Origin of the sequence: Microbacterium sp. Se63.02b, from assembly GCF_014171575.1 — a bacterium.
Classification (GTDB): Bacteria; Actinomycetota; Actinomycetes; order Actinomycetales; family Microbacteriaceae; genus Microbacterium.
Genome location: NZ_CP050453.1, coordinates 1,255,863 through 1,279,118, shown reverse-complemented (window position 1 = coordinate 1,279,118; position 23,256 = coordinate 1,255,863). Strand labels below are relative to the sequence as shown.

The following is a 23,256-nucleotide window of genomic DNA, read 5'->3' as shown; positions in this document are numbered from 1 at the left end:
GCAATCGCTCGCGCTCTACGTGCTGGCGATCATGTCGGGGGCGCACCTGATCGACATGGCGATCTTCGGCGGCCTGCTCTGGGTCCTGGTACCCGAACTCCTCAAGCGCTGGGGCGTCCCGCAGGACTGGGGCTTCGTCGTGTTCGGCGTGCTCGGCGTGCAGGCGCTCACCAGCGGCACCAACCTCGGCCAGGGCATCCGCAACCTCATCTACCGCCGCGCCGACCGACGGACCGCGAACGCCGCGCTCTCCGCACTGCCACCCGACGCCGGGACGGATGCCGCAGCGATCACCACCACGACGACGGCGACCGTGGACGAGGCCGCCCTCGACGGCGCTCCCGTGCTCACCGTCGAGGGGCTCACGGTGCAGTTCGGAGCCCTCAAGGCGCTGGACGACGTGTCGTTCTCGGTGCCGGCCGCTTCGATCATGGGACTCATCGGCCCGAACGGCGCCGGCAAGTCGACCTTCGTCGATGCGATCAGCGGATTCCTTCCCCAGCACGGCGGCAGGGTGCTCTTGGGCGACCACGACCTCGCCGGCCTCTCCCCGACGCGGCGCGCCCGACTCGGACTGCGTCGCACGTTCCAACAGGATCGCGTCCCCCGGCCCTCACCGTGGGTGCGTACGTGCGCTTCGTGGCACGGCGTCGCCTCGCCACCGCGGACATCGAGGAGGTGCTGGCGTTCTTCGGCTGCCCGCCCGCCCGGGCGCGACTGTCGAGCGTCGATGTCGGGACGCGCCGTCTGGTCGAGGTGGCCGCCAACGTCGCGGCACGTCCTCGCCTGCTGATCCTCGACGAACCCGCAGCCGGACTCTCGCACGAGGAGCACCTCGCCCTCGCCGCCCGGCTGCGCGAGCTGCCGGCGCGCTACGGCGTCGCGCTCATCATCATCGAACACGACCTCGATCTCGTCCGCTCCGTGTGCCCGACCCTGACCGTGCTCGACTTCGGTCGGGTGCTGGCCACCGGGCCCCAGGCCGAGGTCCTCGCGAACCCCGACGTCGTCAAGGCGTACATGGGAGAGACGGAGCTGCTGACATGAGCGAACTCGTCCTCGACGCCGTGACCGTACGGCGCGGCGCAGGTCCGGTGATCTCGGACGTCTCCCTGCGGGTCGCCGGCGGAGAGGTGCTGGCGCTCGTCGGCCCGAACGGGGCAGGCAAGACCAGCCTGATCGAATCGGTGTCCGGCGTGACCCCCATTCGGCGGGAACCATCACCCTCGACGGGGAGCCGATCGACAAGCTGTCCCGCGTCGCACGGGCCCGCCGCGGCATCGTGCACATCGAGCAGGGGCGCGCGGTCTTCCCCTCGCTGACCGTGCGGGAGAACATCTCCCTCACCGCGCGCACCTCCGCGGAGCAGGACGCCGTGCTGGCGCAGTTCCCCGAGCTCGAGAAACGCATCGACGCGCCGACCGCCCTGCTCTCCGGCGGCGAGCAGCAGATGGTGGTGCTCGCGCGGGCGTTCGCCGCGAAGCCGCGGATCCTGCTGATCGACGAGATGTCGCTGGGGCTCGCCCCGGTGGTGTTCATGCGGCTGATGCCGATCGTGAAGTCGATCGCCGAGTCCGGAGTGGGGGTGCTGCTGGTCGAGCAGTTCACACAGCTCGCGCTGGGACTCGCCGCGGAGGCTGTGGTCGTCGCCGGCGGTCGCGTGTCGTTCCAGGGCACGGCCGAGGCGCTGCAGGCCGACCCCGCGCTCCTGCACCGCGCCTACCTCGGCGGCTGACTACGCACCTCATCCCGCCGCCCGCCACGTCTCGCTCAGCTCGCACACGCGATCCGCTCCCGCAGCGGCGGGTGCGGCTAGCCTGAAGGGGTGACCCAGACCATCCACGCCCGCGCCGCCCTCCTCGATATGGACGGCACCCTCGTCGACTCGACCGCGGTGGTGGAGCGACTGTGGTTGGCCTGGGCGGAGCCGCACGGGATCGCGCCCGAGACGGTGCTCAGCGTCGTGCACGGCCGTCAGGGCCACCAGAGCATGGCGATCATGCTCCCCGAGCGCGACCATGCCATCAACCTCCGCGAGAACGACCTCATGCTCGCGACCGAGGCCGGGGACGTGGACGGCGTCGTCATGATCGCGGGCGCCGACGGTCTGCTCGACGCCCTGGAGCCCTTTCCCCACGCCGTGGTGACCTCGGCCAACGTCGCCCTCATGACGGCGCGGATGCGGCAGGCCGGACTGACCGTGCCCGCCCTCGCCGTGACGGCCGAGGATGTCTCGGCCTCGAAACCGGACCCGGAGGGCTTCCTCCTCGCCGCGCGCACCCTCGGCATCGACCCCGAGGACTGCGTGGTGTTCGAGGACTCCGGAGCCGGGATCCAGGCCGCCCACGCCGCGGGCATGCGCGTGATCGGCGTCGGACCGCACGCCGCCGCCCACGCCCCGACCGCGCACGTCGACGACCTCACGCACGTGTCGATCGTCGCAGCGGACGGCGGCTTCGAGCTCCGGATCGGCTGACCCGCCCCGCGACCGCGCCCGTCACGTCGACTATGCGGCGGAGCGGTGCGCCACAGGTCGCCGTCGCAGAGCGGTCTCGAGCACGGCGGGCGGGTTGTACTGCTGGTCGAGGCGCCCGACGTCGGTGCCCGGCGCGACGATCGCGTCGATGCGGTCGAGCACCTCATCCGTGAGCGCGACGTCGACACCGGCGAGCAGGTCGTCCAGCTGCTCCATCGACCGCGGGCCGATGAGCGCACTCGTGACGCCGGGGTGCGCGATCGCGAACGCCATCGCGAGATGGGTCATCCGGATGCCGGTCTCCTCGGAGAGGGCGACGACCTGCTCCACGGCGTCGATCCGCCGCTCGTCCTGGTTGTGCCGGAACATGGTCGCGCGTGCGAGGTCGCTCTGCTGTCCCCTCCGGAATCGTCCGGTCAGCATGCCGCCGGCGAGAGGGCTCCACACGAGGGTGCCCATGCCGTAGCGCTGTGCGACAGGCAGGACCTCCCGTTCGATGCCACGGTTCAGGATCGAGTACGTCGGCTGCTCCGTGCGGAACCGCTCGAGTCCCCGACGCTCCGAGGTCCACTGCGCCTCGACCTGCATCGATGCAGGGAAGTCCGAGCTGCCGATCGCACGCACCTTGCCGCTGCGAACGAGATCGGTGAGCGCGGAGAGCGTCTCCTCGAGGTCGACGGTGTCGTCCGGACGGTGCGCCTGGTACAGATCGATGTGGTCGGTTCCCAGCCGACGGAGCGAGCCCTCGACGGCGCGCATGATCCACCGGCGCGAGTTGCCGCGGCTGTTGGGGTCATCGCCCATCGGCCCGTTGAACTTCGTGGCGAGGACGACGTCGTCACGGCGGCCGGCGAGCGCCTTGCCGATGAGCTCCTCGGAGCCGCCCTGCGAGTAGCGATCAGCCGTGTCGATGATGTTGATGCCCGCGTCGATGGCACGGTGCACGATGCGGATGGAATCCCGCTCGTCGCCGTTTCCGATGCTGCCGTCGGTGCCGAGCATCATGGCGCCGAGGGCGAAGGGGCTGACCTGGATGCCTGTCCTGCCGAGGGTGCGGTACTGCATGTCCTGTTCCTTCCGTCGATGGCGTGCTGCTGTCCGGTGCTCTATCGTTGACCGAAGTGGAACGCCTTTCCGGAAGCATACGGAACGACGTTCCGTTTATGCAACCCCTGGAGGATCCATGCGCGCCGACGCCCGCCGCAATGCTGACGCTCTCACCGACGCCGCGCGCGAGGTCTTCGCGACGGAGGGGGTCGACGCGCCCGCGAGACTGATCGCCGAGCGCGCGGGTGTCGGAGTCGGCACCCTGTATCGGCGGTTCCCGACGCGTTCGGACCTCGTGGTCGCCGTCTTCCGACACGCCGTCGATGCCACCGCAGTGGCTGCCGACGAACTCGCCGCAGCGCACGCTCCTGACGAAGCGCTCGCCCTGTGGCTGCAGCGCTTCACGCAGTTCATCGCCACGAAACGCGGCCTCGCTGCTGCCCTGCACTCCGGAGACCCCGCGTTCGAGGCGCTCCCGTCGTACTTCACCGCCGAACTCGGCGGAGCCCTCGAACGTCTCCTCGACGCCGCCGCCGACGCCGGGACGATCCGCCCCGACGTCGACGCGAGACAGCTCCTGTATGCCGCGGCGAACCTCTGCCACTCCGCCGGATCGGAGGAGCAGAGCCAGACCCTGGTCGGTCTGCTGGTGGACGGCCTCCGCTACCGCGCCGCAGCGGGGTCCGCGCCTGACGTCCCCGTCCGGCTACATCCCGGCGTGGTCGAACGCGATCGTCGGAACGTCGACGACGTGCGATCCGCCATCCGCCACGATCACGGCCCCCGTGATGTACGACGACTCGCCGGAGCCGAGGAACCGCACGACTGAGGCGATCTCGGCGGGACGCGCAGGGCGCCGCAGCGGAACGTCGGCCGTGACCTTGGCGTAGCCCTCCTCCCGGGAGGCGAGTCCGGCGTGCGCGGCGAACTCGTCCATCTCCTCGTCGGCCATCGGCGTCTGCACCCAGCCGGGGCAGATCGCGTTCACGCGCACGCCGTGTCGGCCGTAGTCGCGGGCGAGGGTGCGGGTGAGTCCGACCAGGGCATGCTTGCCGACCGTGTATCCGGCCACCGATGGGCCCGCGAAGAGACCGGCCAGCGACGACACGATCACGATCTGCCCCTTGGCCTCGATCAGGGCGGGAAGCGCCTCGCGCGCCATCGTGAACGCCGTCGTGAGGTTGGCGCGGATCGCGGCGTCCCAGCTCTCGTCGTCGGTCTCGCCGACCGGGGAGAACCCGTGTCCTCCGGCGTTCGCCACCAGCACGTCGATGCGCCCGAACCGCGCCAGCACCTCGGCCACCGCGGCCTTCGCCGATGCCGTGTCTGCCGCATCGGCGATGATCGGCACCGCGCCGACTGCGCGCTCGACCTCGTGCAACGGCTCAGGACGACGCCCGACGACGACGACGTGCGCCCCCTCGGCTGCATATCTCTCCGCGATGGCGGCGCCGATGCCCGTGCCGCCTCCTGTGATGACGACGACGCGTCCGGAGACCGTCGATCCGACCACGATTCCCATGTGTGCTCCTCGGTGTTGTGTTCTGTATGCGGTGTTCTGCGTGCGGCACCCTGGTGCTCGACACGGGGGCGGTCGGCCCGGCTCGACCGCGCTAGGCGGGGAACCCGGAACGGGCGGTGTAACCGAAATCGCTGAGGAGGCTGGCACCGTTGACCGCCCTCGTCCGCGGCGACACCAGGTAGGTCACGTGGGCGGCGACCTCCTCCGCCGTCTGCACCGGGAACGGCGGCGCGTCGAACGCCTCCGCCCCGAGGTCCCCCGACTCATCGGGGTGTCGACGATCGAGGGAGCGACCGCGTTCACACGGATCCCCGTGTCGGCGAGGTCGACTGCGAGGGCGCGGCCGAACTGGACCAGGGCGGCCTTGGACGTGCAGTACGGCACCATCCCGGGTGAGGCGACGAAGGCCGAGTCGCTCGCGAGCAGCACCACGGATGCGGCACCGGCCGCCCGCAGCGCCGGCAGCGCGTGCTTCAGCACCAGGAAGGGACCCGTGACGTTGACCGCGAGCACCGCGTTCCACGCGGCGAGGTCGATCTCCTCGATCGACGCTCCGACGGGCCCCGAGACCCCCCGCGCAGCACACCACGGCATCGAGGCGGCCGAGCATCTCGACGGCATCCTCGACCGCCGTGCGCACCTGATCCTCGTCCGTCACATCGGCGACAACGACGACCGCGTCCCCCGTCGCGGTCTCGCTCGCCCGCACGGCGGCGGCGGTGACTTCCACCGCGGCGCGATCCCTGTCCAGCAGGGCGACGCGAACACCCTCCGCGGCGAGCGCGACCGCCGTCGCACGACCGATGCCGCTTCCGGCGCCCGTGATCAGGGCTGCCGTGCCGTGCAGCTGCAGGTCCATCGCATCCTCCCCGCGCCGTCCGGCACGCGGTGGTGCGGCAGGGGACGGCGGCGTCTCACGGTCATCCTGCTCCCCCGGGTGACACCGAGGCGACGCCGCCCGTCGGGGTGTGCACGGTGACACCATCGTCCTTCGCTCAGGGTCAAGCACGGCCGAGGCCGCGCGAGCAGACTCGCTCTATCGGCGATTCCCCTCGTCGTCGATGCCGTGTCCGCACGGCCGTCACCCAGCAAAGGAGCCGACGTGGCAGAACAGACTTCTGCGTCCACGACGACGCAGCACCACACCTCCCTCCGCCCCGGCGCTCTCGGCGTCGCCGGCATCGTCTTCCTGGTCCTCGCCGCGGTCGCGCCGTTGACGGGCATCGTGGTCGTGGCCTCGCTCGCGATCGCCCTGGGCAACGGCGGCGGCACCCCGATGTCGTTCTTCCTGGTCGCGGCGATCCTGCTGCTGTTCGCGGTCGGCTACGCGCAGATGTCGAAGCAGCTCGTGAATGCGGGCGGCTTCTACGCGTTCGTCGTGAAGGGGCTCGGCCGCACGGGTGGACTCGTCGCCGGACTCATCGCCACACTCGGCTACAACTTCTTCGTGGTCGGCACGATCGGCACGAGCGGCTTCTTCATGCAGACGATCATCCGCGACCTCACCGGACTCGACGTGCACTGGCTCGTGTGGGGGCTGCTGTCGATCGTCGTGTGCTTCATCCTGGCCAGGGTCGGGGTCGACTTCAGCTCGAAGATCCTCGGCGTGTGCCTCCTGCTCGAGGTGCTGATGCTGGTCGTGTTCGACGTCTCCGTGCTCGTGCAGACCGGGTACGACGTCGCGGCGTTCAGCCCCGAGGCCGTGTTCTCCGGCTCGCTGCCGATCGGTCTGCTGCTCGCGGCCACCGGGTTCCTCGGTTTCGAGGCGACCGCGCTGTTCAGCGAGGAGGCCAAGCAGCCGCTGCGCACGATCCCGCGCGCCACCTACACCTCGATCATCGCGATCGGCGTCATCCTCGGTGTGACGACCTGGGCCGTGGTGAGCGCGACCGGGGTGGCGCAGGCGCAGGCCACCGCGCTCGAGCACCTGCCGACGGGCGATCTGATCTTCTCGCTCTCGCAGCAGTACCTGGGCGGACCCCTGACGACCGTGATGATGGTGCTGCTCCTGGTGAGCCTGTTCGCCGCGATGCTCGCGTTCCACAACTCGGCGACGCGCTACCTCTACCCCTGGGTCGGGCGAGGATCCTCCCGCAGGCTCTCGCCCGCACCCGCGCGAACGGCGCACCACAGCTGGCGGGCGTCGTCCAGGCGGGCTTCGCCGCGATCGTCGCGATCATCTTCGCGATCGCCGGCGCCGACCCCATCGTGACCCTCGTGCCCGCCATGCTCGGCTTCGGCACGCTCAGCGTGCTGATCCTGCAGGGACTGGCCGCGATCTCGATCGTGGTGTACTTCCGCAGGAGGAACGACCCGCGGTGGTGGAGCACGTTCATCGCCCCTGGCATCGGCTTCCTCGGCATCGCCGCGATCTCGATCCTCGCTGTCGTGAACTTCGACATCGTGGCCGGGTCGCAGGAACTCGCGATCCGTCTGATGCCTCTGCTGCTCGTGCTCGCCCTGATCGGCGGGCTCGTGTACGGCGCCTATCTCCAGCGTTCGAAGCCCGCCGTGTACGAGGGCCTCGCCACCGACCTGGAGCGGTTCAGCGACCGCTGAGCCGTTCCCCCGCACCCCGCACCCACTCCGACCGAAGGAAAGACATGACGACGCTCAACCCCGCCGACACCTCGACCTGGTTGCCGCTGGAGGGCCTCGCCCCCGGCTTCGACGCCAACAAGGCCCCGCACAGCACCGCGCTGAGCGGCCGCGAGATCACGGTCGTCGACGGCCGAGGCACCCGCATCGTGCACCGCTTCGCCGACACCACCGTCACCTGGGACTACCGACCGGGAGCCGACGACGACACCGCCGCGGCGTCGGACACCGACGACTACGAGGCGTTCGAGGTCGACGCCGACCTGTTCTTCGTGCAGTTCCACCACCGGTACCTGCCGAACGAGGCCGTCTCGCTGATCCTCGACCTTCGTCACGGCCGCTCACTGGCCGTGCTGTCGGAGATCCTTCCGGCGCCGGAGCAGGGCCGCACGCGGGTGCAGCACCACTTCGGGCCCGGCACGATCGAGGGCGCCGAGGTCACGGGCACCGAGGCCGCCCCGACCACGACCCTCATCGGACGCCGCGTCGAATGGGTGTACAGCGAGGAGCACGCGTACGAGCACGTGTACCTGTCGTCGCGGTGGTACTCGTGGCAGTGTCTCGCGGGCCCCGAGCGCGGCCTGGCCGACACCGACGAGAACAGCGTGTGGGAGATCCGTCCCGGCATCTACGTGTTCGCGTGGCGCGAGAAGGTCATCCCCTGCGCCTCCGTGACGATCGCCGACCACCGTGACGTGAACGCGATCCGCTCGCACGGCGTGCTGTTCGGCCTCGACGAGAGCGGCGAGGTGCCGACGCACTTCACCTTCGGGGCGCACGGCCGCCTGCTCTCCACCACGGTGCACACGCCCGAGCTCGAGCCCGCATCGTTCGGAGAGGCCTGACATGACCGACGTCGCCGACCTCATCGTGAGCGGCTCCGTGATCCGGACGGCCGACCGCGCGAACCCCGTCGTCGAGGCGTTCGCCGTCCGCGACGGCCGGATCCTCGCCGTGGGATCACGGTCCGACATGGAGTCGTACCGCGGCCGCAGGACGCAGCTGCTCGAGGTCGGCGACGCGGCGGTGTATCCGGGCTTCGTCGACGTGCACAACCACCACGCGCTCGCGGGACGCACCGACCTGTTCGAGCTGTCGCTGGCACCGTCGTTGCCGTTGGAGGGGTCCTCGACCGCGTGCGCGAACACGCCGCGGGGCTCCCCGAAGACGCCTGGATCGTCGGCGGAGCAGTCGCGACCACGCTGCTGCCGGCGCTCGCGAACACCGCGAGTCGCCGTCTTCTCGACGAGGCGGCCGGCGGGCGTCCGGTGATGCTGATGGAGGACTCTCGGCACAACCGCTGGGCGAACACGCGGGCTCTCGAGCTCGCGGGCATCACGGCGGAGAGCATCCCCGCTTCCGGGGTGACACTGCTCGACCCGGACGACGGGACCCCCTCGGGCGTCCTGCTGGAGGCCGCGGGCATCCCGGTACAGGAGGCATATGACCGCACGGGAGGTCTCACCCCCGCCCAGCACGCGGCCGCATCGCGGCGGGGCATCGAGATCCTCAACTCCTACGGCGTCACCGCGTTCCAGGACGCGGGGGTCTCGGTCGACATCCTCGCAGCCCTCGCCGACCTCGACCATGCCGACGAGCTGAACGCCTGGGTCGTCTCCTCGCTGCTGATCAACGACGAGATCTTCGGCTTCGACCCGATCGGCGCCCCGCTGCTCGATCGCGGCGAGGAGTTCCGCACGGACCATCACCGCCCCGACTTCGTGAAGATCTTCCTCGATGGAGTGCCGCCGGCGCGCACGGCCTCGTTCCTGGAGCCCTACCCCGCGGATCCCGTGCACGGTTCGCATTTCCACGGCGAGACGACCATGACCCTGGACGAGCTCACGGGCTGGTTGCGCGCGGTCGCCGACCGCGGTCTCGGTGCGAAGGTGCACTGCACGGGAGACGGCTCCGCCCGTCTGGTCCTCGACGCCGCCGAGCGGTTGCGGTCCGACGGTGTCACCACGCCGGTGCAGATCGCCCACGGGCAGTTCCTCGCCGAGTCCGACATCCCGCGGTTGGCGGCACTCGACGTCGCGGCCGACATCTCCCCTTCATCTGGTATCCGGGCGTTATCCCGCAGGCTCTGGCCGAGGTGCTGGGCGAACGCGCGGAGCACTCCCAGCCGAACCGCGCGCTGCTGGATGCGGGGGCGCTCGTCGCCGGGGCTCGGACTGGCCCGTGAGCGACTCGCCGAACACCCTCGAGGGGCTCCAGGGTCTCGTCACCAGGGCCGACCCGCTCGGCAGGGCATCGGGCACGCTCTGGCCCGCGCAGGCGATCACGGCCGAGGAGGCGCTCGAGGTCTTCACGATCAACGCCGCGACAGCGATGGGGCTCGGCACGGAGACCGGTTCGCTCACGCCAGGCAAGTCCGCCGACTTCGTCGTGCTCGCGCGCGATGCGATCGCCGGACCCGCGGAGGACATCGTGCGCACTCCGGTCGTGTCGACCTGGTTCGCGGGTCGCCGCGTGCACGGGAACTGATCCCGGATGCGGCGCTCCCGCCGATACGATGAGGCGATGAGCCGCTTCCCCGCCTCCGTCTACGGCATCGGCGAGGAGCCGGACCCCCGATTCTCGCTCGCGAACGAACGGACGTTCCTGGCCTGGACACGCACGGCCCTCGCGCTGATCGCGGGCGGCGTCGCGCTCGAGGTCCTCGGCCTCGATCTGCATCCCGGGTTCCGACTCGCGGCCTCTCTGCTGCTCATGGTCACCGGCACGGTGGTGGCACCGCTGGCCTGGTGGGAGTGGATGCGTGCGGAGCGTGCCCTCCGCCGCTCGCGTCCTCTTCCCGGCGCCTTCTCCGCGGTGGTGCTGGCACTCGTCGTGGTGACCGTCGGGCTGCTCGTCCTCGCCGGCGTGCTGTGGCGCTGACCGGGCAAAGGGCATGATGCGGCGCGCGGCAGAACCCGATCGGCTGTACGACCCAGGGCTGCAGCCGGAGCGCACCGAACTGGCCTGGCGACGCACGGCGCTCGCGATCGCGATCGGCTCCCTGTTGTCGCTGCGGGTCTTCCCGCTCTTGCTGCCGGACGGGCTCGCTGCCTGGGGCGTCGTCCCCGGGGTGATCGGCGTCGGCACGGCCTGCCTGCTCTGGATCGTGGCACGGCGACGGCAGCGGCGCACGACAGCGGTGTTGACGAGCCGGGTGTCCGGCGTGCTGCCCGGCGGTGCGCTGCTGCTCGTGCTCACGGTGTTCGGAACGGGCTTCGGAGCCGTCGCCCTGCTGCTCGTCGCGGTGACGCAGCTGTCCCGATGACGAGGCGGGCACGCGCCGCAACGGCCGACGACGGCGCCCCCGAGGACGCCGGCGTCGGCCGCGCTCGGTCGGCGCCGGTCAGTCGGCGACGGCCAGCACCGCTCGACCCACCTCCCGCAGCACGGTCGCATCGTGCGGTGAGCGCGCGCCGGGGAGGTAGCGGACGCGCCGCAGCTCGCCGCCCCGGAACGGATACGAGCGGTGCTGGGCGTGCAGCTCCCAGTCGACGGGACCGCCGAAGTCGTAGCCGACGCTGATGCCGGTGAACGGCGACATCCCGATCAGCATCGGCACGCCGTCGATCCGGGCGCCCTGGACGCCGTCGACGTCGACGGTCAGGTTCCACCGCAGATCGGGCAGCTCGTCCACGCTGACCACGATGCGATGCGCGCCGACCGTCAGCGCCTCGCCGCGGGCGCGGTGCATCCGCCCGTAGGCGTTGTAGACGAGCAGCGGCGCGCCGTGGTCGATCGCGAGCAGATAGCCCCCGCCCTGGTCGCCGTGCGCGACGATCACACCCGCGGAGTCCGCAGCGGTCTCGATGTCGACCTCGATCGCGAAGGAGCGCAGCACGGTGAGCTTGGCAGAGCGGAACCTCTCCAGCGGCGGTCGGAACGGGACGAGGTCGACCGGAGCGGACAGCGGCTCCTCGGTGTCGGGGCGCAGGCGGAACAGCGCTCCCTGATCGTCGAGGGGGAACACGGTGTTCCGCCAGGCCTCCTCGTGCCAGCGGGCGGCCAGCGCGGTGACCACCTCCGGGTGCGCATGTGCGAGGTCCACCGTCTCGGTCGGGTCCGCGGCGAGGTTGTACAGCTCCCACACCCCGCCTTCCGGGCCGTCGTCCCGCGTCGGCGGCACGGTCGAGAGCGCCTTCCACGGGCCGTCCACGAGCGCGCGCCGGCCCACGCATTCGAAGTACTGCGCTTCGCGGCCGTCCGCTGCGGCGTCGGCCAGCACCTCGACGATGCTGCCGCCGTCCATGTCGAGCGCCGACCGTCCGTGCCGTTCCTCGAGCGCGGGCACCCCGCACAGCTCCAGCACGGTGGGCGCGAGGTCGGACACGAACACGAACTGCTCCCGCAGCCCGCCGGGCATCGGGGCGTCCGGCCAGGAGATGACCAGGGGCGCATGCACCCCTCCCTCGTAGGTCGTGGCCTTGAAGGAGCGGAACGGCGTGTTCGAGACCCGCGCCCAGCCGGTCGGATACTGGCCGAACAGTCGCGGGCCGCCGATGTCGTCCACGTCGCGGGGCACGTCCGTGACCCAGCCGGCCGGCATGCCGCCGTGACTGCCGAACTGCGCGAAGTAGCTGCGCGTCCCGGTCGGGCCGCCCTCGGCCGTGCCGCCGTTGTCGCTCGCGATGATCACGATCGTGTTGTCGCGCTCCCCGCTGCGGTCGAGGCGCTCGAGCAGGCGCCCGACGCTCTGGTCGATCTCGTCCACGGCGGCCGCGTAGACCTCCATGTGTCGCGCGAACAGGCGTCGATCCTCCTCGGGGAGGTCGTCCCAGGCGGGGATGGCGTCACCGTCGGCGAGCGCCTCGGCTGGCAGCTCCGCGTGGGGCGGGACGATGCCACGCTCCTGCTGTCGGGCGAAGCGCTCCTCCCGCATCCGGTTCCACCCCGCCTCGTAGCGGCCGCGGTACTTCTCGATGTCGACGTCCTTCGCCTGGATCGGGCCGTGCACCGACGTGTGGGCGTAGTAGAGGAAGAACGGCTTGTCCGGCTCGTTCACGCGGAGGTCGTCGATCATGCCGATCGCGCGATCGGTGAGCTCGTCCGTCAGGAAGAACCCGTCCGGGTACTCGCGCACGTCGACGACGGAGTTGTCCTGCACGAGCCGATGCGGGTGGTGCAGCGAGGTGAAGCCGTCCATGCTGCCGAAGTACCTGTCGAATCCGCGCTGCAGGGGCCAGGTGCTGCGGTCGGCGCCGTCGTGCAGCCGCGACTCCAGGGTGAGGTGCCACTTGCCGACCATGAAGGTCGCATAGCCCCCTGCCCGCAGCGACTCGGCGAGGGTGGGCGCCGCCTCGGGGAGCTCGCAGCTGAACCCGGGGTAGCCGGGATCGATGTGCGCGACGAAGCCGAAGCCCGCCCGGTGCGGGTTGAGGCCCGTGAGCAGCGCCGCCCTGGCCGGGGAGCACATGGGCGCGGTGCGGTAGTTGGTGAACACCCAGCCGTCGTCCGCGAGGCCGTCGATGTGCGGTGTGTCGATCTCGCTGCCGAACGGACCGAGATCGCTGAACCCCAGGTCGTCGATGAGCATCACGATCACGTTGGGCGCCCCGGAACGCGCGCGTCGCGGCTCGGGCCACCACGGCTCGGACTCCGAGGTGAACTCCCCCGCCACCCCCTCGAACCGCTCGTAGCCGCGGGCGCCGGTCGACCCCGACATCAGCCGGCCTTCCTGATCAGCTCGAAGATGCGGGTGCGCAGCTCGGCGAACACGGGCAATGCCCTGGTGGTGAGCTGGTCGCGCGGTGCGCCGAAGTCGATCTCGATGATCTCGGTGACCTTCGCCGGGCGCTCCCCCAGCACCACGACGCGGTCGGAGAGATACACGGCCTCGTCGATGTCGTGCGTCACGATCACGATCGTCATCCCGAACTGCTCGCGGATGCGCAGGCACAGGTCTTCGAGCTCGAAGCGGGTCTGCGCGTCGACCGAGGCGAAGGGTTCGTCCATCACCAGCACCTCCGGCCGGTAGGCGATGGCGCGTGCGATCGCGACGCGCTGCTGCATGCCTCCGGAGAGCTGCCACGGGAACTTCGACTCCGCTCCGGAGAGGCCGACCGCGACGAGCGCAGCGGTGATCCGCTCCTCGCGCTCGGCTGCGGGCAGGTGCAGGTGCTTGAGGGGCAGTCGCACGTTCTTCTCGACCGTGAGCCACGGCATCAGCGAACGCGTGTACTCCTGGAAGACCAGTGCCATCTCCTCGGGTGGTCCGTCGATCACGGCGCCGTCGATCGCCGCGGTGCCGGCGGTCGTGCTCTGCAGGCCGGTGAGGCACTTCAACAGCGTGGTCTTGCCGATGCCGGAGGGGCCGACGATGCAGCAGACCTCTCCGACGTGCACGTCGAACGTGAGGTCGGCGATCACGGGGATGAGTCCCGCCTTCGTCTGGTACGACTTCGCGAGCCCCTGCACGCTCAAGCGCACGGGGGCGTGTCCGGTGATGGTGGTCATGCGTTCTTCTCCTGTTGCTGGGAGGCGATGTACCAGCGCAGCACACGGCGCCGGACGAGGGTGAACACGGCGGTGGCCGCGTAGCCGATGATCCCGAGGACGAGGATGCCCGCCCACATGTCGGGGATCGCGAAGGACTGCTGGGCGAGCAGGGTCGCCGCTCCGAGGCCGGTGGAGGAGCCGAGCATCTCGCTCGCGATCATCACGACGAACGCGGTGATCAGGCTGACCTGCATCCCGGAGAGGATGCGTGGACTCGCGGCGGGCAGCATCACCGAGAACAGCCGTTCGGGCCCGTTCAGCCGGTAGACGCGACTCACCATCTCGAGGGTCGGCTCGCCCGCGCGCACCCCGTCGATGGTCGAGATCAGGATCGGGAAGACGGCGGCGAGGGTGATCGAGAGGATGCGCGTCTCGGTGCCGAAGCCGATCAGCGACACGAAGATCGGCACGAGCGCGACGGGAGGGATCGCACGGAAGAAGTGCACGGTCGGCTCGACGAACCAGCTCAGCGGACGGATGAGGCCTAGCACCAGCCCCAGCAGCACGCCGATCACGGTCGCCAGGAGGAAGGACACGACGAGGTTTCCCACCGAGGACGCGATGTCGAGCAGGAACGCGGGGGTCTGCAGCAGCTGCCACAGCCGCTGCAGGATGACCTGGAGCGGCGGGAAGAAGGCGTTCGTGGAGGCCGCGGAGGCGTACCACCACAGCGCGAGCAGCAGCGCGGGCACCGCGATCTCGGCGCCGACGAGCACACCGCGAGGGGCGCACCCTGCCTCCCCTGCGGGCGAGGCGCGTACGGGTCTGGATCGAGGAGGTGAGGGTCATCAGACCACCTGCTTCCGGTATTGCGGATGCCAGTGCAGCAGTCGGCGCTCGCCCCACTGGCTGAGTCCTTGGACGAGCAGCCCGAGCGTGCCGAGGATGAGGACGTACGCGAAGAGCTGGGCCTGGTTGCCCGAGATCTGCGACAGCAGGAGGCTCTGACCGAGCCCCGGTCCGCCACCGAGGAGTCCGGCGACCACCGCGACGACGAGCGAGGTGGGTGCGGCGACGCGGATGGCGGTGCCGATGTAGGGCAGGGCGCTGGGCAGCACGATGCGTCCGAGGATCTCGGTGCGCCCCATTCCGTAGGAGCGACCCGTCGCCCGTGCGACGGGGTCGGTGTCGAACACTCCGGCCGAGGCCTGCACGGCGATCGCGATGAAGCACCCGAAGAACACGAGGAAGATCCCCATGCCCTGCGTCGGCCCCATCACGAGCACCACGATGGGCAGGATGACGATCGGCGGGATGGGCTTGAGGAACTCCAGGGGCACGCGGGTCGCATGCATCGCGAGCGGTGAGGTCCCGATCGCGACGCCGAGCGCGACCCCGATCACGACCGCGAGCACGAGTCCGATCACCGCCATCGTGAGGGTGTCGCCGATCGCGGTCCAGGTGGTCGCGGTGCCGAGCAGGTTCACGGCCTCGCCGAGCGCTGCGGTGGCCGCGGGCAACGGCGATGCGGCGAGCGGCCCGGTGGTGGCCGACCACTCCCACAGCGCCAGCGCTGATACGACACCGGCGGCGCCGATGAGCGGCGGAAGGAGCGTGGACCGTGTCATGGCGATCACTCGGCGGCGAGGACGACGCCCTCGAGGTCGACGGGTGTGGGGAGGAACCCGAGGGCGACGAGCTTGTCATCGACGCGCTCGAGATCCACGGGGGCGACCTCCGCCGGCCAGAACGGCAGCTTCACGTCGTCGACGCCGAGGGTCGATCCCGTGGCGTCGATCCCGGCCTGGATGGCCTCTTCCGGGTGCTCGTTGGCGTAGGCGTTGCTCTTGGCGACGGCGCGCTGGAAGGCCGCGATCGCGTCGCCCTTCGCGCTGATCGTGCCGTCTCCGGCGGTCCAGAGGCCGACCGCACCCTCCTCGAAGAAGTCGACAGACGGCGCTGAGACGAACACGGCGCCTGCGGCATCCGCCTCGCCCGTGAACGGGCTGACCAGACCGGCCGCGTCGACTGTTCCGCTCGTGAGCGCGGCCACGGCCGAGGTGAAGTCGAGCACGACCCACTCGACCGAACCGGGGTCGATCCCCTCGCGGTCGAGGGCGTCGGAGATGACGACCTCCAGCTGCGCCTTGCGGGCGGGGATGGCGATGGTGGCGCCCTCCAGGTCGGCGACCGAGGTGATGCCGCTGGCGGCGGATGCATAGAGCCCGGTGTCGTCGACCGCGGCGGGGTCCTCGGCTTCGGCGGCGCCGTCGACGTAGCCGTCGGCCGGTGCGATGACGGTGAGGGGAACCCCGCTCGAGAGCGCGTTGAGCAGGGGGATGCTCGGGGCGTAGGCGACGTCGACCTGGCCGCTCTGCGCTGCGGCGAGGCCCGCGGGCGGGTTCGCGACCACCGACGTCTCGAGGACGATCCCCTCGTCTTCGAAGAAGCCCTGCTCCTGTCCCACCAGCAGAGCGCCGTCGGAGATGAGCCCGATCGTCGCGACCTTGAGCGTCGTCATCTCGCCGGCGTCACCGGTCGAGGACGAACCGGGAGCCGCGGTGCAGGCCGCGAGCGCGAGCACGCCCGCCGTCACGACGACCCCGGTTGCCCGACGTGCGAGTCTTTTGACGTTCATGAGAACTCCTCTTCGAGATAGTCACCGGCTGGTGATTTTAAAGATCGTACTCGTGCCTAATGCAGCATTGATTACGATCGCGTTACATTAGTCACCGGTTGGTGACTAAAAACAGCAAATGGACAATCGTGGAGACGAGAGTCGTGACTGCGAGGGAGGGACCCGATGCCGAAGATCGTCGACCATGACGAGCGCCGCACCCACATCGCCGATGCGGCGACGCAGGTGATCATCCGGGTGGGGTTCGACAACCTCACCATGCGCGAGATCGCCACGGAGGCGGGCTATGCACACGGCGCGATCGCCCGGTATTTCCCCGACAAGCGGAGCGTCCTCACGGCAGCCTTCCTTCGCCTGTACACGCTGGCCAACGATCGCATCCATGCCCGCATCGAAGGAGTGCGCGGCTTGGAGGCCCTGGAGCGGATCTGCCGGGAGATCCTCCCCTACAGCCCGAACGGCCCCCTCTACGCCAAGGTCGTGATCGCGTTCTGGGACCACGCCTCCCAAGACGACGAGGTCACCAGGATCCACCGCGTCAACAACCTGCACTGGCGGGATCTGTTCCGGCAGTGCCTGATCGAGGCGCGGGATGACGGCGAACTCGCCGATCACATCCAGATCGACACCGCGGTCAACGAGATCGCGTCCCGCAACGCCGGCTGGCAGATGATCTCGGTGCTGATGCCGGACTCGGCCGGCGACGGGCGACTCGACGACGCACTGGACGCCCTGCTGTCGACGCTCCGTCGCCCTGCCCCCTCGCCGCACCGCTGACCGCATCTCGTCCGCGCCTCAGCTGTCGAGCACGAACCGTGCGCCGCGTTCGCCGATCATCGCGGCCGGCGCGTTGGTGTTGCCGGTGGGCACGGTCGGCATGATCGATGCGTCGATCACACGGAGGTTCTTCACCCCGTTGACGCGCAGCTCGGGATCGACCACGGCCGCGGCGTCCGTCCCCATCCGGCAGGTGCCGACCTGGTGGTGGTAGGTGATGGCCGTGCGGCGGACCCAGTCCTCGACCCCGGCATCCGACACCTCAGGGCCGGGATAGACCTCGACGGCGCCCCATTCCTCGGCGAGGGCAGGACGCGCACCGATCCGCCGGCACTGCCGCACCGACGCGGCGAGCGAAGCCACGTCGCGGTCGTCTTCGAGAGCTGCCAGGTCGATGGCGGGAAGGTCGGCGAGCCCCGGCCCGGTGAGTCGGAGCGCACCCCGGCTGCGCGGTGTGACGAGACCGGCCATGAGCGTGAACCCGTCGTCGCCGCGCGGTTCCAATTCGCCCCACATCGGCACGGAGAAATGGATCGGCTGCGTGTCGGGCTCGGAGAGGTCGTCGCGACTGCGCCAGAAGAGGTGCGTCTGCGTCACCGAGACTCCCGGCTGCGGGGGTCCGACCGGGCGCCGCGTGGCGAAGATCACCGGAGACAGGAGGTGGTCGTGGAGGTTCTGCCCGACCCCGGGGGGGGAATCGTGCACCACCGGGATCCCGAGGGCGTCGAGGTCGGCTGCGGGGCCGATACCGGAACGGAGGAGGATCACGGGCGAACCGATGGCACCGGCCGAGAGGATCACCTCGTCGGCGAAGACCTCCTCCGCCGCGCCCTCCCCCAACCGCACACCGACCGCCGCACCGTCGCGGACGATGACCGAGTGCACCTCGCGTGCGGTGACGATCGTCAGCGCCTCCGCGACCGGCTTCGCATACGCGGTCCAGGTGTTGACCCGTCGGCCGTCGCGCATGGTCACCTGCTCCTGCGAGACTCCGTCGAGGGTGCCCCCGTTGTAGTTCGGGTTGTGCGGCAGGCCCTCCTGCACGGCGGCATCGATGATGGACGCCTGGATGGGCGAGAGCGCGTAGTCGTCGGTCACCGGGAGCAGATCGTTCTCGATCGCGTCGTACACGGGCTCGACATCGGCCCAGCCCCAGCCCGGCGCCCCGTCGCGCGCCCAGGCGTCGTAGTCGGACGCCGCACCGCGCACCCAGATCATGGCGTTCAGCGCGTGCGACCCGCCGGTGACCTTCCCTCGGGGCAGGTGCAGACGACGGTCGCCTGCGTGCTTCTGCGGAACGGTGAAGTAGTCCCAGTCCTCCGCGGAGTGCCAGAGCTCGCCGGCGCGGGAGGGGTCATGGATCGCGGGGTTCGTGTCGTGACCGCCTGCTTCGATGAGGGTCACCGCGACCCCGGCGTCGGCCAGCCGTCGCGCGACGATCGCTCCCGAGGTTCCTGCTCCGACGACGATGGCAGAGCGCACGGGTCAGCCCTTCCGGCCGGGGCCGGAGACGACCTGCGAGACGGCGACGGACTTGAGGCCCTCGACGCCGAACTCCAGCCCGTAGCCCGAACTCTTCACCCCGCCGAACGGCACCATCGGGTGCAGTCCGCCGTGCGAGTTGATCCATATACGGTTCCCGACTGCATCCGCCCGGCGGCGTCACGTGCCGCCTCGGGGTCGCTCGACCAGACCGAGGCGCCGAGGCCGACATCCAACCCGTTGGCCCAGTCGAAGGCCTCGTCGACGTCGCTGTAACGGATCACCGGCAGCGCGGGGCCGAACTGCTCCTCCTGGACCAGCGCCGCGTCGTTGTCGATGTCGGCGACGATGGTCGGACGGTAGAAGAGCTCCCCGAGTTCGGGCGCCGACTCGCCACCCGTGACGACGCGTGCACCACGAGCCTTCGCGTCGTCGACAAGGCGGCTGACGATGTCGAACTGGGCGCGGTTCTGCAGCGGTCCCAGGACGTTGTTCTCGTCGAGGCCGTTGCCCATCGGGACCGACGCGGCGATCGCCGCCAGCGCATCGACGACCTCGTCGTACACGGAGTCGTGCACGTACAGCCGCTTCATCGCCGCACAGGTCTGGCCGGTGTTGATGAACGCGCCCCAGAAGAGGTCTTCCGCGATCACGGAGGGATCGGTGCCCGGAAGCACGATCCCGGCGTCGTTGCCGCCGAGCTCGAGCGTCAGCCGGGCGAGATTGCCGGCCGAGCTCTCGATGATGCGGCGCCCCGTCGCTGTGGAACCCGTGAACATGATCTTGTCGATGTCGGGGTGCGACGCGAGTCGAGCGCCGACCTCACGGTCGCCGGAGACGCCGATCAGGACGTCGGGGGGCAGGACCTCGTTCATCACGGCGATCATCGCGAGCACGCTCAGCGGGGTGTATTCGCTCGGCTTCGCGACGACGGTGTTGCCCATGCGCAGCGAGGGCCCGATCTGCCAGATGCTGATCATGAGGGGCCAGTTCCACGGACCGATCGCCCCGACGACGCCCGCCGCCTTGTACACGAGCTCCGCATGCAGCGTCTCGTCGTCGACCAGCACCTGCGGCTCGAGCACGGTCGTGGCGTTGGTGCGCAGCCACGCGGAGCAGGCCCCGAGCTCGAAGCGGGCGTTCGGACCGTTCAGCGGCTTCCCCTGCTCGCGCGAGAGCAGATACGCGAGGCCTTCGGCGTTCGCGTCGATGGCGTCGGCGGCGGCGAGGAGCACCGCGCTCCGCTTCTCGTGACCGAGCGCTTCCCAGGCCGGCTGTGCGGCCTTCGCCCGGGCGATCGCGTCGTCGAGGTCCTCGACAGCGGCCACGGGCGCACGGCCGATGACCTCGCGTGTCGCCGCATCCGGAATGTCCCGGCCTGCGCCTTCCGGGGCCTGGATGCGGTCGAGCAGCGCGGCGGCTGCAGAAGCGGCGGAATCGGACATCAGGGACTCTCCTTCGAGCGTGGCGCGGGCCAGCGACGGTGCAGAAGCTGGTCGTCCTCTCATTCTCGGACCCCGATCGCCGCCGCACTTGTCGCGGAGCGCGCCGCAGATGTCCGAGTGCGAAGGATGCCCCGGCCTGCGGGCGCTGCGACCCGGTCAGCCCTTCGCGTAGTCCTCGAAGATCAGGGTGGTCCGCGTCGAGCGGATCGACGGGATCGCCTGGATGTCCTCCAGCACGATGCGCCGCAGATCCCGCGCGTCGTTGGCGCGCACCAGCAGGATCACGTCGAAGTCGCCGCCGACGATCTTCGAAGCGGATTCCTCGACCTCATCCAAAGAATCGATAGCACTTAGTTTTCACCACTCGGGCAACGACTAGATGGCATGGCCTGCTGAACGACTACTGGTCGACACTTATCAGTCAACAGCGATCACTCAGTCTCTCTGATTCGGCATCAATCCCCCAAAGTGCCAGCGAGTTATGTTGCATATTAAAGTAAAGCGGCGCGACTACGCCGCGCCGTCGCAGAGCTGGACGAGTCGAGCCTCGAATATTGGAAGCCTCGCTGCGATAAACGTCTCAAGCTTGGCGTTCGCATAGTCGTAATCGCCAGGCAGCGGGATCAAGTTGCTGGCGAACACCGCGTCGGCCTCGTTCCCGAGGTCTGCGATCAACTTCGGCAGGTAGACCGATGGGTCCGCGTCAGACACCAGGTTGTTTTCCGACGCCGACAGCATCGCAAAGTTGAGCAGTCGACTTCGCTCGATCTTGGGGTCGAGCTTCCGCAAGAAGGCCTCCGGGAAAATATGATGGAACTGCTTCTTGTTATATACGGATAGGGCGTCCGCTGTATCGATCGGACTCGCATTTGTGAGGTTCTTCGGATGCTGCTTCGCCAGCGCCAGCGTGAACGCGCGAGACCGCGAGTTGTTCTTTCTGAATACGGCGTTCCGTAGCTCTGTCCCAGATGGAGGGTTTCCGAAGTCAGACGCCACCGCGCCGACTCCTCGGGCGACAAATTGCTCGACAACACTGAGGTCCTTTGTTACGAAGGCATCATTCGTACCCCTATATCGCTCAGAGAATGAAGTTCTCCAGAACCACTGGCGGAGTCGCTTCATCTGGTTCGCGTTGAGAGTGCGGTGCTTCGCAAACACATGTGTCAGGATCAGCAAGTGAGCTTCGTACGGCAAGAAGTCCAGGCTGTAGATACGGAACTCTGTCAACAGCTGATCGACCGCACGCAGTATCGCTTTGGTGGTCTTCTGGACAAGCTTGTTGATCTGCTTTGGATCGGGGCTCAGCTTCCGAAGTCCAATTACGCGTTCCCGGCTGACCGAGTCGTATTGAACAGCCGCCAGGCACTTGAGGACAGTGTTTCCGCGGATATCGCCGTAGTTCTTGGGCTGCAGGGCCACCGTGATCTCGTCAACTTTATCGTTCAGGTCGAATCCGTCTGACCATGTAGCAGCAACCATCAAGTCGAAGATCGAGAGTGGAGTTCCCGAGCTGTTGATCCGCTCGAATATCGGACCCACTTCTTCCAGGCTGAGATCGCGAAGGGTTACAACCGGGATCTGGTAGCCAGTAAGGACGTTAACGAGCGCATCGAATCGCGTTTGGAGCTCTGAGGCGTCAGCCAGATCCTGAATGCGAGTTCTGAAGTTCAGCAGCGGCGTGGTCTGGTACAGCCAACGGAGAGGGAACTGGTGCGCCGCCGTTTCAGTCTCGGACAACACAACGAACTCTTGCGACCGCAAGTCGAATGCAGCCTTAAACCCAGGATCGGCATCTTCCGCACCGAAAACTGAATATAGCACTGTCACACGCTGCTGCCCGTCGAGCACGTACTCAGTAGGGCTCAGGTCATCAACTGAAGGCAGTTGAAAGAGACCAAGGTCGCGTTCGGTCTTCAGCCTGTCAGGCGTCCGCCACAGCAAAAGACTCCCGATTGGATAATTGCGGCGCAGGCTGTCCAGGAGGGCGAGGGCTTGGTCCTCAGTCCAAACGAAAGGGCGCTGGAACTTGGGGACCTTCATCTCTCCAGCCCGAATCTTCGCGTTCAGATCGCGAATGTAGGGCGTATTCGTGGAAAGTCGGTTGCCGGTAGTGACCATCCGCTGAATGTATCGCATCCGCCCGATTCATCCCCGGCGACCTGAGGGTGTATCAATAACTTCCCCTGTTGTCGGTGCGGGTGGGGCCACCGCGAGCGTGCTCGGCGACGTGGTGGATCTCGCACCACGCCGCGGGAACGTAGCGTCCCGGGGTGAGGCACTCCCGGTGGCGGACGGCGATCGCCCGGCGTTGGAGCACCGTGAAGATGCGCTCGCTCGTGCTGATGTCGACGATCCGCCCCACCCGGTCGAACAGTACCCACTGCACGCCGCAGGCGCATGCGGTGTGCACCCCGGTGCGGGTCGAGACGAGAGCATCGATCCCCTCGACGTGCCTATCCGCGGCCGTAAGCGTAGTCGTCGGCCGTCACCGAGACGACCAGGGTCGGGGCGGCACCGCCGAGGCGCGGCGCGTCATCGTGTCGGGCGGCGATCCCCAGGACGGCGGCAGAAGTCGACCGCGGATCGGAATCACGCCGTCCCTCGCCCGGCCGATCACGACTCCTCTGGCACGCATCGCGATGTCCTCCGACGGTTCCGCCCATCCGGGGCGAGGTATCGCACGACCGCCTAGGCGAGGATCCGCAGGCCCTCCGACGTCGCTGCCGCATCACGGTCCGCCGCACCCGCGGTATACACACCCCGCTCGAGGTCCCGGTCCGGTGGCTATTCCCCGAACGACAGTCCGCGCGCATACGCCGCTAACTCCACATCGGCTTAA

General features: G+C 69.1%; 22 protein-coding genes and 5 pseudogenes. 13 read left to right on the top strand and 14 right to left on the bottom strand.

Annotated features, from left to right (window positions below; all coding sequences use genetic code 11):
* Positions 1–31 precede the first annotated feature (31 nt).
* From G4G29_RS23895 to G4G29_RS06355, 4 genes and pseudogenes are all read left to right on the top strand, one after another.
* Positions 32–793 carry an ATP-binding cassette domain-containing protein gene (locus G4G29_RS23895; RefSeq protein WP_345941197.1) on the top strand — a complete coding sequence of 254 codons (762 nt, stop codon included), beginning with the start codon at positions 32–34 and terminating at the stop codon, positions 791–793.
* The gene (locus tag G4G29_RS23890; RefSeq protein ID WP_345941196.1) at positions 679–1,047 is read left to right on the top strand and encodes a hypothetical protein; all 369 of its coding nucleotides are present in this window, start codon (positions 679–681) and stop codon (positions 1,045–1,047) included. Before G4G29_RS23895 ends, G4G29_RS23890 begins: the two co-directional genes overlap by 115 nt.
* Positions 1,044–1,735: pseudogene (locus tag G4G29_RS06360) on the top strand (ATP-binding cassette domain-containing protein). The gene G4G29_RS23890 and the pseudogene G4G29_RS06360 overlap by 4 nt, the downstream one beginning before the upstream one ends.
* Before the next feature lie 90 nt (positions 1,736–1,825).
* Positions 1,826–2,476 carry an HAD-IA family hydrolase gene (locus tag G4G29_RS06355; protein ID WP_183152208.1) on the top strand — a complete coding sequence of 217 codons (651 nt, stop codon included), beginning with the start codon at positions 1,826–1,828 and terminating at the stop codon, positions 2,474–2,476.
* Positions 2,477–2,506: 30 nt separating this feature from the next.
* Here G4G29_RS06355 and G4G29_RS06350 read toward each other — a convergent pair whose 3' ends face one another.
* A complete protein-coding gene (locus G4G29_RS06350) occupies positions 2,507–3,541 on the bottom strand; it encodes an aldo/keto reductase (protein WP_183152207.1) in 1,035 nt (344 codons plus the stop codon).
* On the opposite strand from G4G29_RS06350, the pseudogene G4G29_RS23885 reads away from it, so the two are divergent.
* Positions 3,423–4,175: pseudogene (locus G4G29_RS23885) on the top strand (TetR family transcriptional regulator); the annotation flags it as partial. The gene G4G29_RS06350 and the pseudogene G4G29_RS23885 sit on opposite strands and share 119 nt — an antisense overlap.
* Positions 4,176–4,229: 54 nt before the next feature.
* Here the strand turns inward: G4G29_RS23885 and G4G29_RS06340 are convergent.
* The 3 genes and pseudogenes from G4G29_RS06340 to G4G29_RS23335 all read right to left on the bottom strand — a co-directional run.
* Entirely contained in the window at positions 4,230–5,045 is an 816-nt protein-coding gene (locus tag G4G29_RS06340) for an SDR family oxidoreductase (protein WP_183152206.1), read from the bottom strand.
* A gap of 183 nt (positions 5,046–5,228) precedes the next feature.
* On the bottom strand, positions 5,229–5,558 hold the full coding sequence (locus G4G29_RS23340; RefSeq protein ID WP_274601217.1) for an SDR family oxidoreductase: 330 nt from the start codon (positions 5,556–5,558) through the stop codon (positions 5,229–5,231).
* Between the two features lie 94 nt (positions 5,559–5,652).
* Positions 5,653–5,904: pseudogene (locus G4G29_RS23335) on the bottom strand (SDR family NAD(P)-dependent oxidoreductase); the annotation flags it as partial.
* 243 nt (positions 5,905–6,147) lie between these two features.
* Between G4G29_RS23335 and G4G29_RS06330 the strand changes: the two are divergent.
* The 7 genes and pseudogenes from G4G29_RS06330 to G4G29_RS06310 all read left to right on the top strand — a co-directional run bounded on the left by G4G29_RS06330 (position 6,148) and on the right by G4G29_RS06310 (position 10,908).
* Positions 6,148–7,257: an APC family permease gene (locus G4G29_RS06330; protein ID WP_244632456.1), complete on the top strand. Its 1,110-nt coding sequence runs from the start codon at positions 6,148–6,150 to the stop codon at positions 7,255–7,257.
* On the top strand, positions 7,254–7,604 hold the full coding sequence (locus G4G29_RS21490) for a hypothetical protein (protein ID WP_244632455.1): 351 nt from the start codon (positions 7,254–7,256) through the stop codon (positions 7,602–7,604). The genes G4G29_RS06330 and G4G29_RS21490 overlap by 4 nt, the downstream gene beginning before the upstream one ends.
* 44 nt (positions 7,605–7,648) lie before the next feature.
* Entirely contained in the window at positions 7,649–8,488 is an 840-nt protein-coding gene (locus G4G29_RS06325; RefSeq protein WP_183152205.1) for a molybdenum cofactor biosynthesis F family protein, read from the top strand.
* A 291-nt stretch (positions 8,489–8,779) separates the two neighbouring features.
* Positions 8,780–9,649 (top strand): annotated as a pseudogene (locus G4G29_RS23330) (amidohydrolase family protein); the annotation flags it as partial.
* Positions 9,600–10,130 (top strand): amidohydrolase family protein, encoded by a 531-nt coding sequence (locus G4G29_RS23880; RefSeq protein WP_345941195.1) that lies wholly within the window; start codon positions 9,600–9,602, stop codon positions 10,128–10,130. The pseudogene G4G29_RS23330 and the gene G4G29_RS23880, both read left to right, overlap by 50 nt.
* Before the next feature lie 36 nt (positions 10,131–10,166).
* Positions 10,167–10,523, top strand: a complete 357-nt coding sequence (locus G4G29_RS06315; RefSeq protein ID WP_183152204.1) for a DUF202 domain-containing protein — start codon at positions 10,167–10,169, stop codon at positions 10,521–10,523.
* 13 nt (positions 10,524–10,536) lie between these two features.
* On the top strand, positions 10,537–10,908 hold the full coding sequence (locus tag G4G29_RS06310) for a DUF202 domain-containing protein (RefSeq protein ID WP_244632454.1): 372 nt from the start codon (positions 10,537–10,539) through the stop codon (positions 10,906–10,908).
* A 78-nt stretch (positions 10,909–10,986) separates the two neighbouring features.
* Here G4G29_RS06310 and G4G29_RS06305 read toward each other — a convergent pair whose 3' ends face one another.
* The 5 genes from G4G29_RS06305 to G4G29_RS06285 all read right to left on the bottom strand — a co-directional run bounded on the left by G4G29_RS06305 (position 10,987) and on the right by G4G29_RS06285 (position 16,713).
* Complete coding sequence (locus tag G4G29_RS06305) at positions 10,987–13,302, bottom strand: arylsulfatase (protein ID WP_183152203.1); 2,316 nt, start codon at positions 13,300–13,302, stop codon at positions 10,987–10,989.
* Positions 13,302–14,093 (bottom strand): ABC transporter ATP-binding protein, encoded by a 792-nt coding sequence (locus G4G29_RS06300; RefSeq protein WP_183152202.1) that lies wholly within the window; start codon positions 14,091–14,093, stop codon positions 13,302–13,304. The genes G4G29_RS06305 and G4G29_RS06300 overlap by 1 nt, the downstream gene beginning before the upstream one ends.
* Positions 14,090–14,851 carry an ABC transporter permease gene (locus G4G29_RS06295; RefSeq protein ID WP_244632453.1) on the bottom strand — a complete coding sequence of 254 codons (762 nt, stop codon included), beginning with the start codon at positions 14,849–14,851 and terminating at the stop codon, positions 14,090–14,092. Before G4G29_RS06295 ends, G4G29_RS06300 begins: the two co-directional genes overlap by 4 nt.
* Positions 14,852–14,923: 72 nt before the next feature.
* Complete coding sequence (locus G4G29_RS06290) at positions 14,924–15,703, bottom strand: ABC transporter permease subunit (RefSeq protein ID WP_183152201.1); 780 nt, start codon at positions 15,701–15,703, stop codon at positions 14,924–14,926.
* Positions 15,704–15,708: 5 nt separating this feature from the next.
* Positions 15,709–16,713, bottom strand: coding sequence for an ABC transporter substrate-binding protein (locus G4G29_RS06285; RefSeq protein WP_183152200.1), 1,005 nt, complete (start codon positions 16,711–16,713; stop codon positions 15,709–15,711).
* Between the two features lie 165 nt (positions 16,714–16,878).
* Here G4G29_RS06285 and G4G29_RS06280 point away from each other — a divergent pair, with 165 nt between their 5' ends.
* Complete coding sequence (locus tag G4G29_RS06280) at positions 16,879–17,490, top strand: TetR/AcrR family transcriptional regulator (protein WP_183152199.1); 612 nt, start codon at positions 16,879–16,881, stop codon at positions 17,488–17,490.
* 18 nt (positions 17,491–17,508) lie between these two features.
* Here G4G29_RS06280 and G4G29_RS06275 read toward each other — a convergent pair whose 3' ends face one another.
* The 5 genes and pseudogenes from G4G29_RS06275 to G4G29_RS06255 all read right to left on the bottom strand — a co-directional run bounded on the left by G4G29_RS06275 (position 17,509) and on the right by G4G29_RS06255 (position 22,803).
* The gene (locus G4G29_RS06275; protein ID WP_183152198.1) at positions 17,509–18,972 is read right to left on the bottom strand and encodes a GMC family oxidoreductase; all 1,464 of its coding nucleotides are present in this window, start codon (positions 18,970–18,972) and stop codon (positions 17,509–17,511) included.
* 3 nt (positions 18,973–18,975) lie between these two features.
* Positions 18,976–20,417: pseudogene (locus G4G29_RS06270) on the bottom strand (aldehyde dehydrogenase family protein).
* Positions 20,418–20,573: 156 nt separating this feature from the next.
* Complete coding sequence (locus G4G29_RS06265) at positions 20,574–20,753, bottom strand: Lrp/AsnC ligand binding domain-containing protein (protein ID WP_244632452.1); 180 nt, start codon at positions 20,751–20,753, stop codon at positions 20,574–20,576.
* Between the two features lie 174 nt (positions 20,754–20,927).
* On the bottom strand, positions 20,928–22,535 hold the full coding sequence (locus G4G29_RS06260; RefSeq protein ID WP_210274247.1) for a DUF262 domain-containing protein: 1,608 nt from the start codon (positions 22,533–22,535) through the stop codon (positions 20,928–20,930).
* A 52-nt stretch (positions 22,536–22,587) separates the two neighbouring features.
* Entirely contained in the window at positions 22,588–22,803 is a 216-nt protein-coding gene (locus G4G29_RS06255; RefSeq protein WP_183152196.1) for an HNH endonuclease, read from the bottom strand.
* Positions 22,804–23,256: the final 453 nt, after the last annotated feature.

What these genes read in the sequence shown, in the direction of transcription:
- G4G29_RS23895 (WP_345941197.1), top strand. Translation starts at nt 32, where the DNA reads ATGTCGGGGGCGCACCTGATCGACATGGCGATCTTCGGCGGCCTGCTC.
- G4G29_RS06350 (WP_183152207.1), bottom strand. Translation starts at nt 3,541, where the DNA reads ATGCAGTACCGCACCCTCGGCAGGACAGGCATCCAGGTCAGCCCCTTC.
- G4G29_RS06340 (WP_183152206.1), bottom strand. Translation starts at nt 5,045, where the DNA reads ATGGGAATCGTGGTCGGATCGACGGTCTCCGGACGCGTCGTCGTCATC.
- G4G29_RS06325 (WP_183152205.1), top strand. Translation starts at nt 7,649, where the DNA reads ATGACGACGCTCAACCCCGCCGACACCTCGACCTGGTTGCCGCTGGAG.
- G4G29_RS06315 (WP_183152204.1), top strand. Translation starts at nt 10,167, where the DNA reads ATGAGCCGCTTCCCCGCCTCCGTCTACGGCATCGGCGAGGAGCCGGAC.
- G4G29_RS06310 (WP_244632454.1), top strand. Translation starts at nt 10,537, where the DNA reads ATGATGCGGCGCGCGGCAGAACCCGATCGGCTGTACGACCCAGGGCTG.
- G4G29_RS06305 (WP_183152203.1), bottom strand. Translation starts at nt 13,302, where the DNA reads ATGTCGGGGTCGACCGGCGCCCGCGGCTACGAGCGGTTCGAGGGGGTG.
- G4G29_RS06300 (WP_183152202.1), bottom strand. Translation starts at nt 14,093, where the DNA reads ATGACCACCATCACCGGACACGCCCCCGTGCGCTTGAGCGTGCAGGGG.
- G4G29_RS06290 (WP_183152201.1), bottom strand. Translation starts at nt 15,703, where the DNA reads ATGACACGGTCCACGCTCCTTCCGCCGCTCATCGGCGCCGCCGGTGTC.
- G4G29_RS06285 (WP_183152200.1), bottom strand. Translation starts at nt 16,713, where the DNA reads ATGAACGTCAAAAGACTCGCACGTCGGGCAACCGGGGTCGTCGTGACG.
- G4G29_RS06280 (WP_183152199.1), top strand. Translation starts at nt 16,879, where the DNA reads ATGCCGAAGATCGTCGACCATGACGAGCGCCGCACCCACATCGCCGAT.
- G4G29_RS06260 (WP_210274247.1), bottom strand. Translation starts at nt 22,535, where the DNA reads ATGGTCACTACCGGCAACCGACTTTCCACGAATACGCCCTACATTCGC.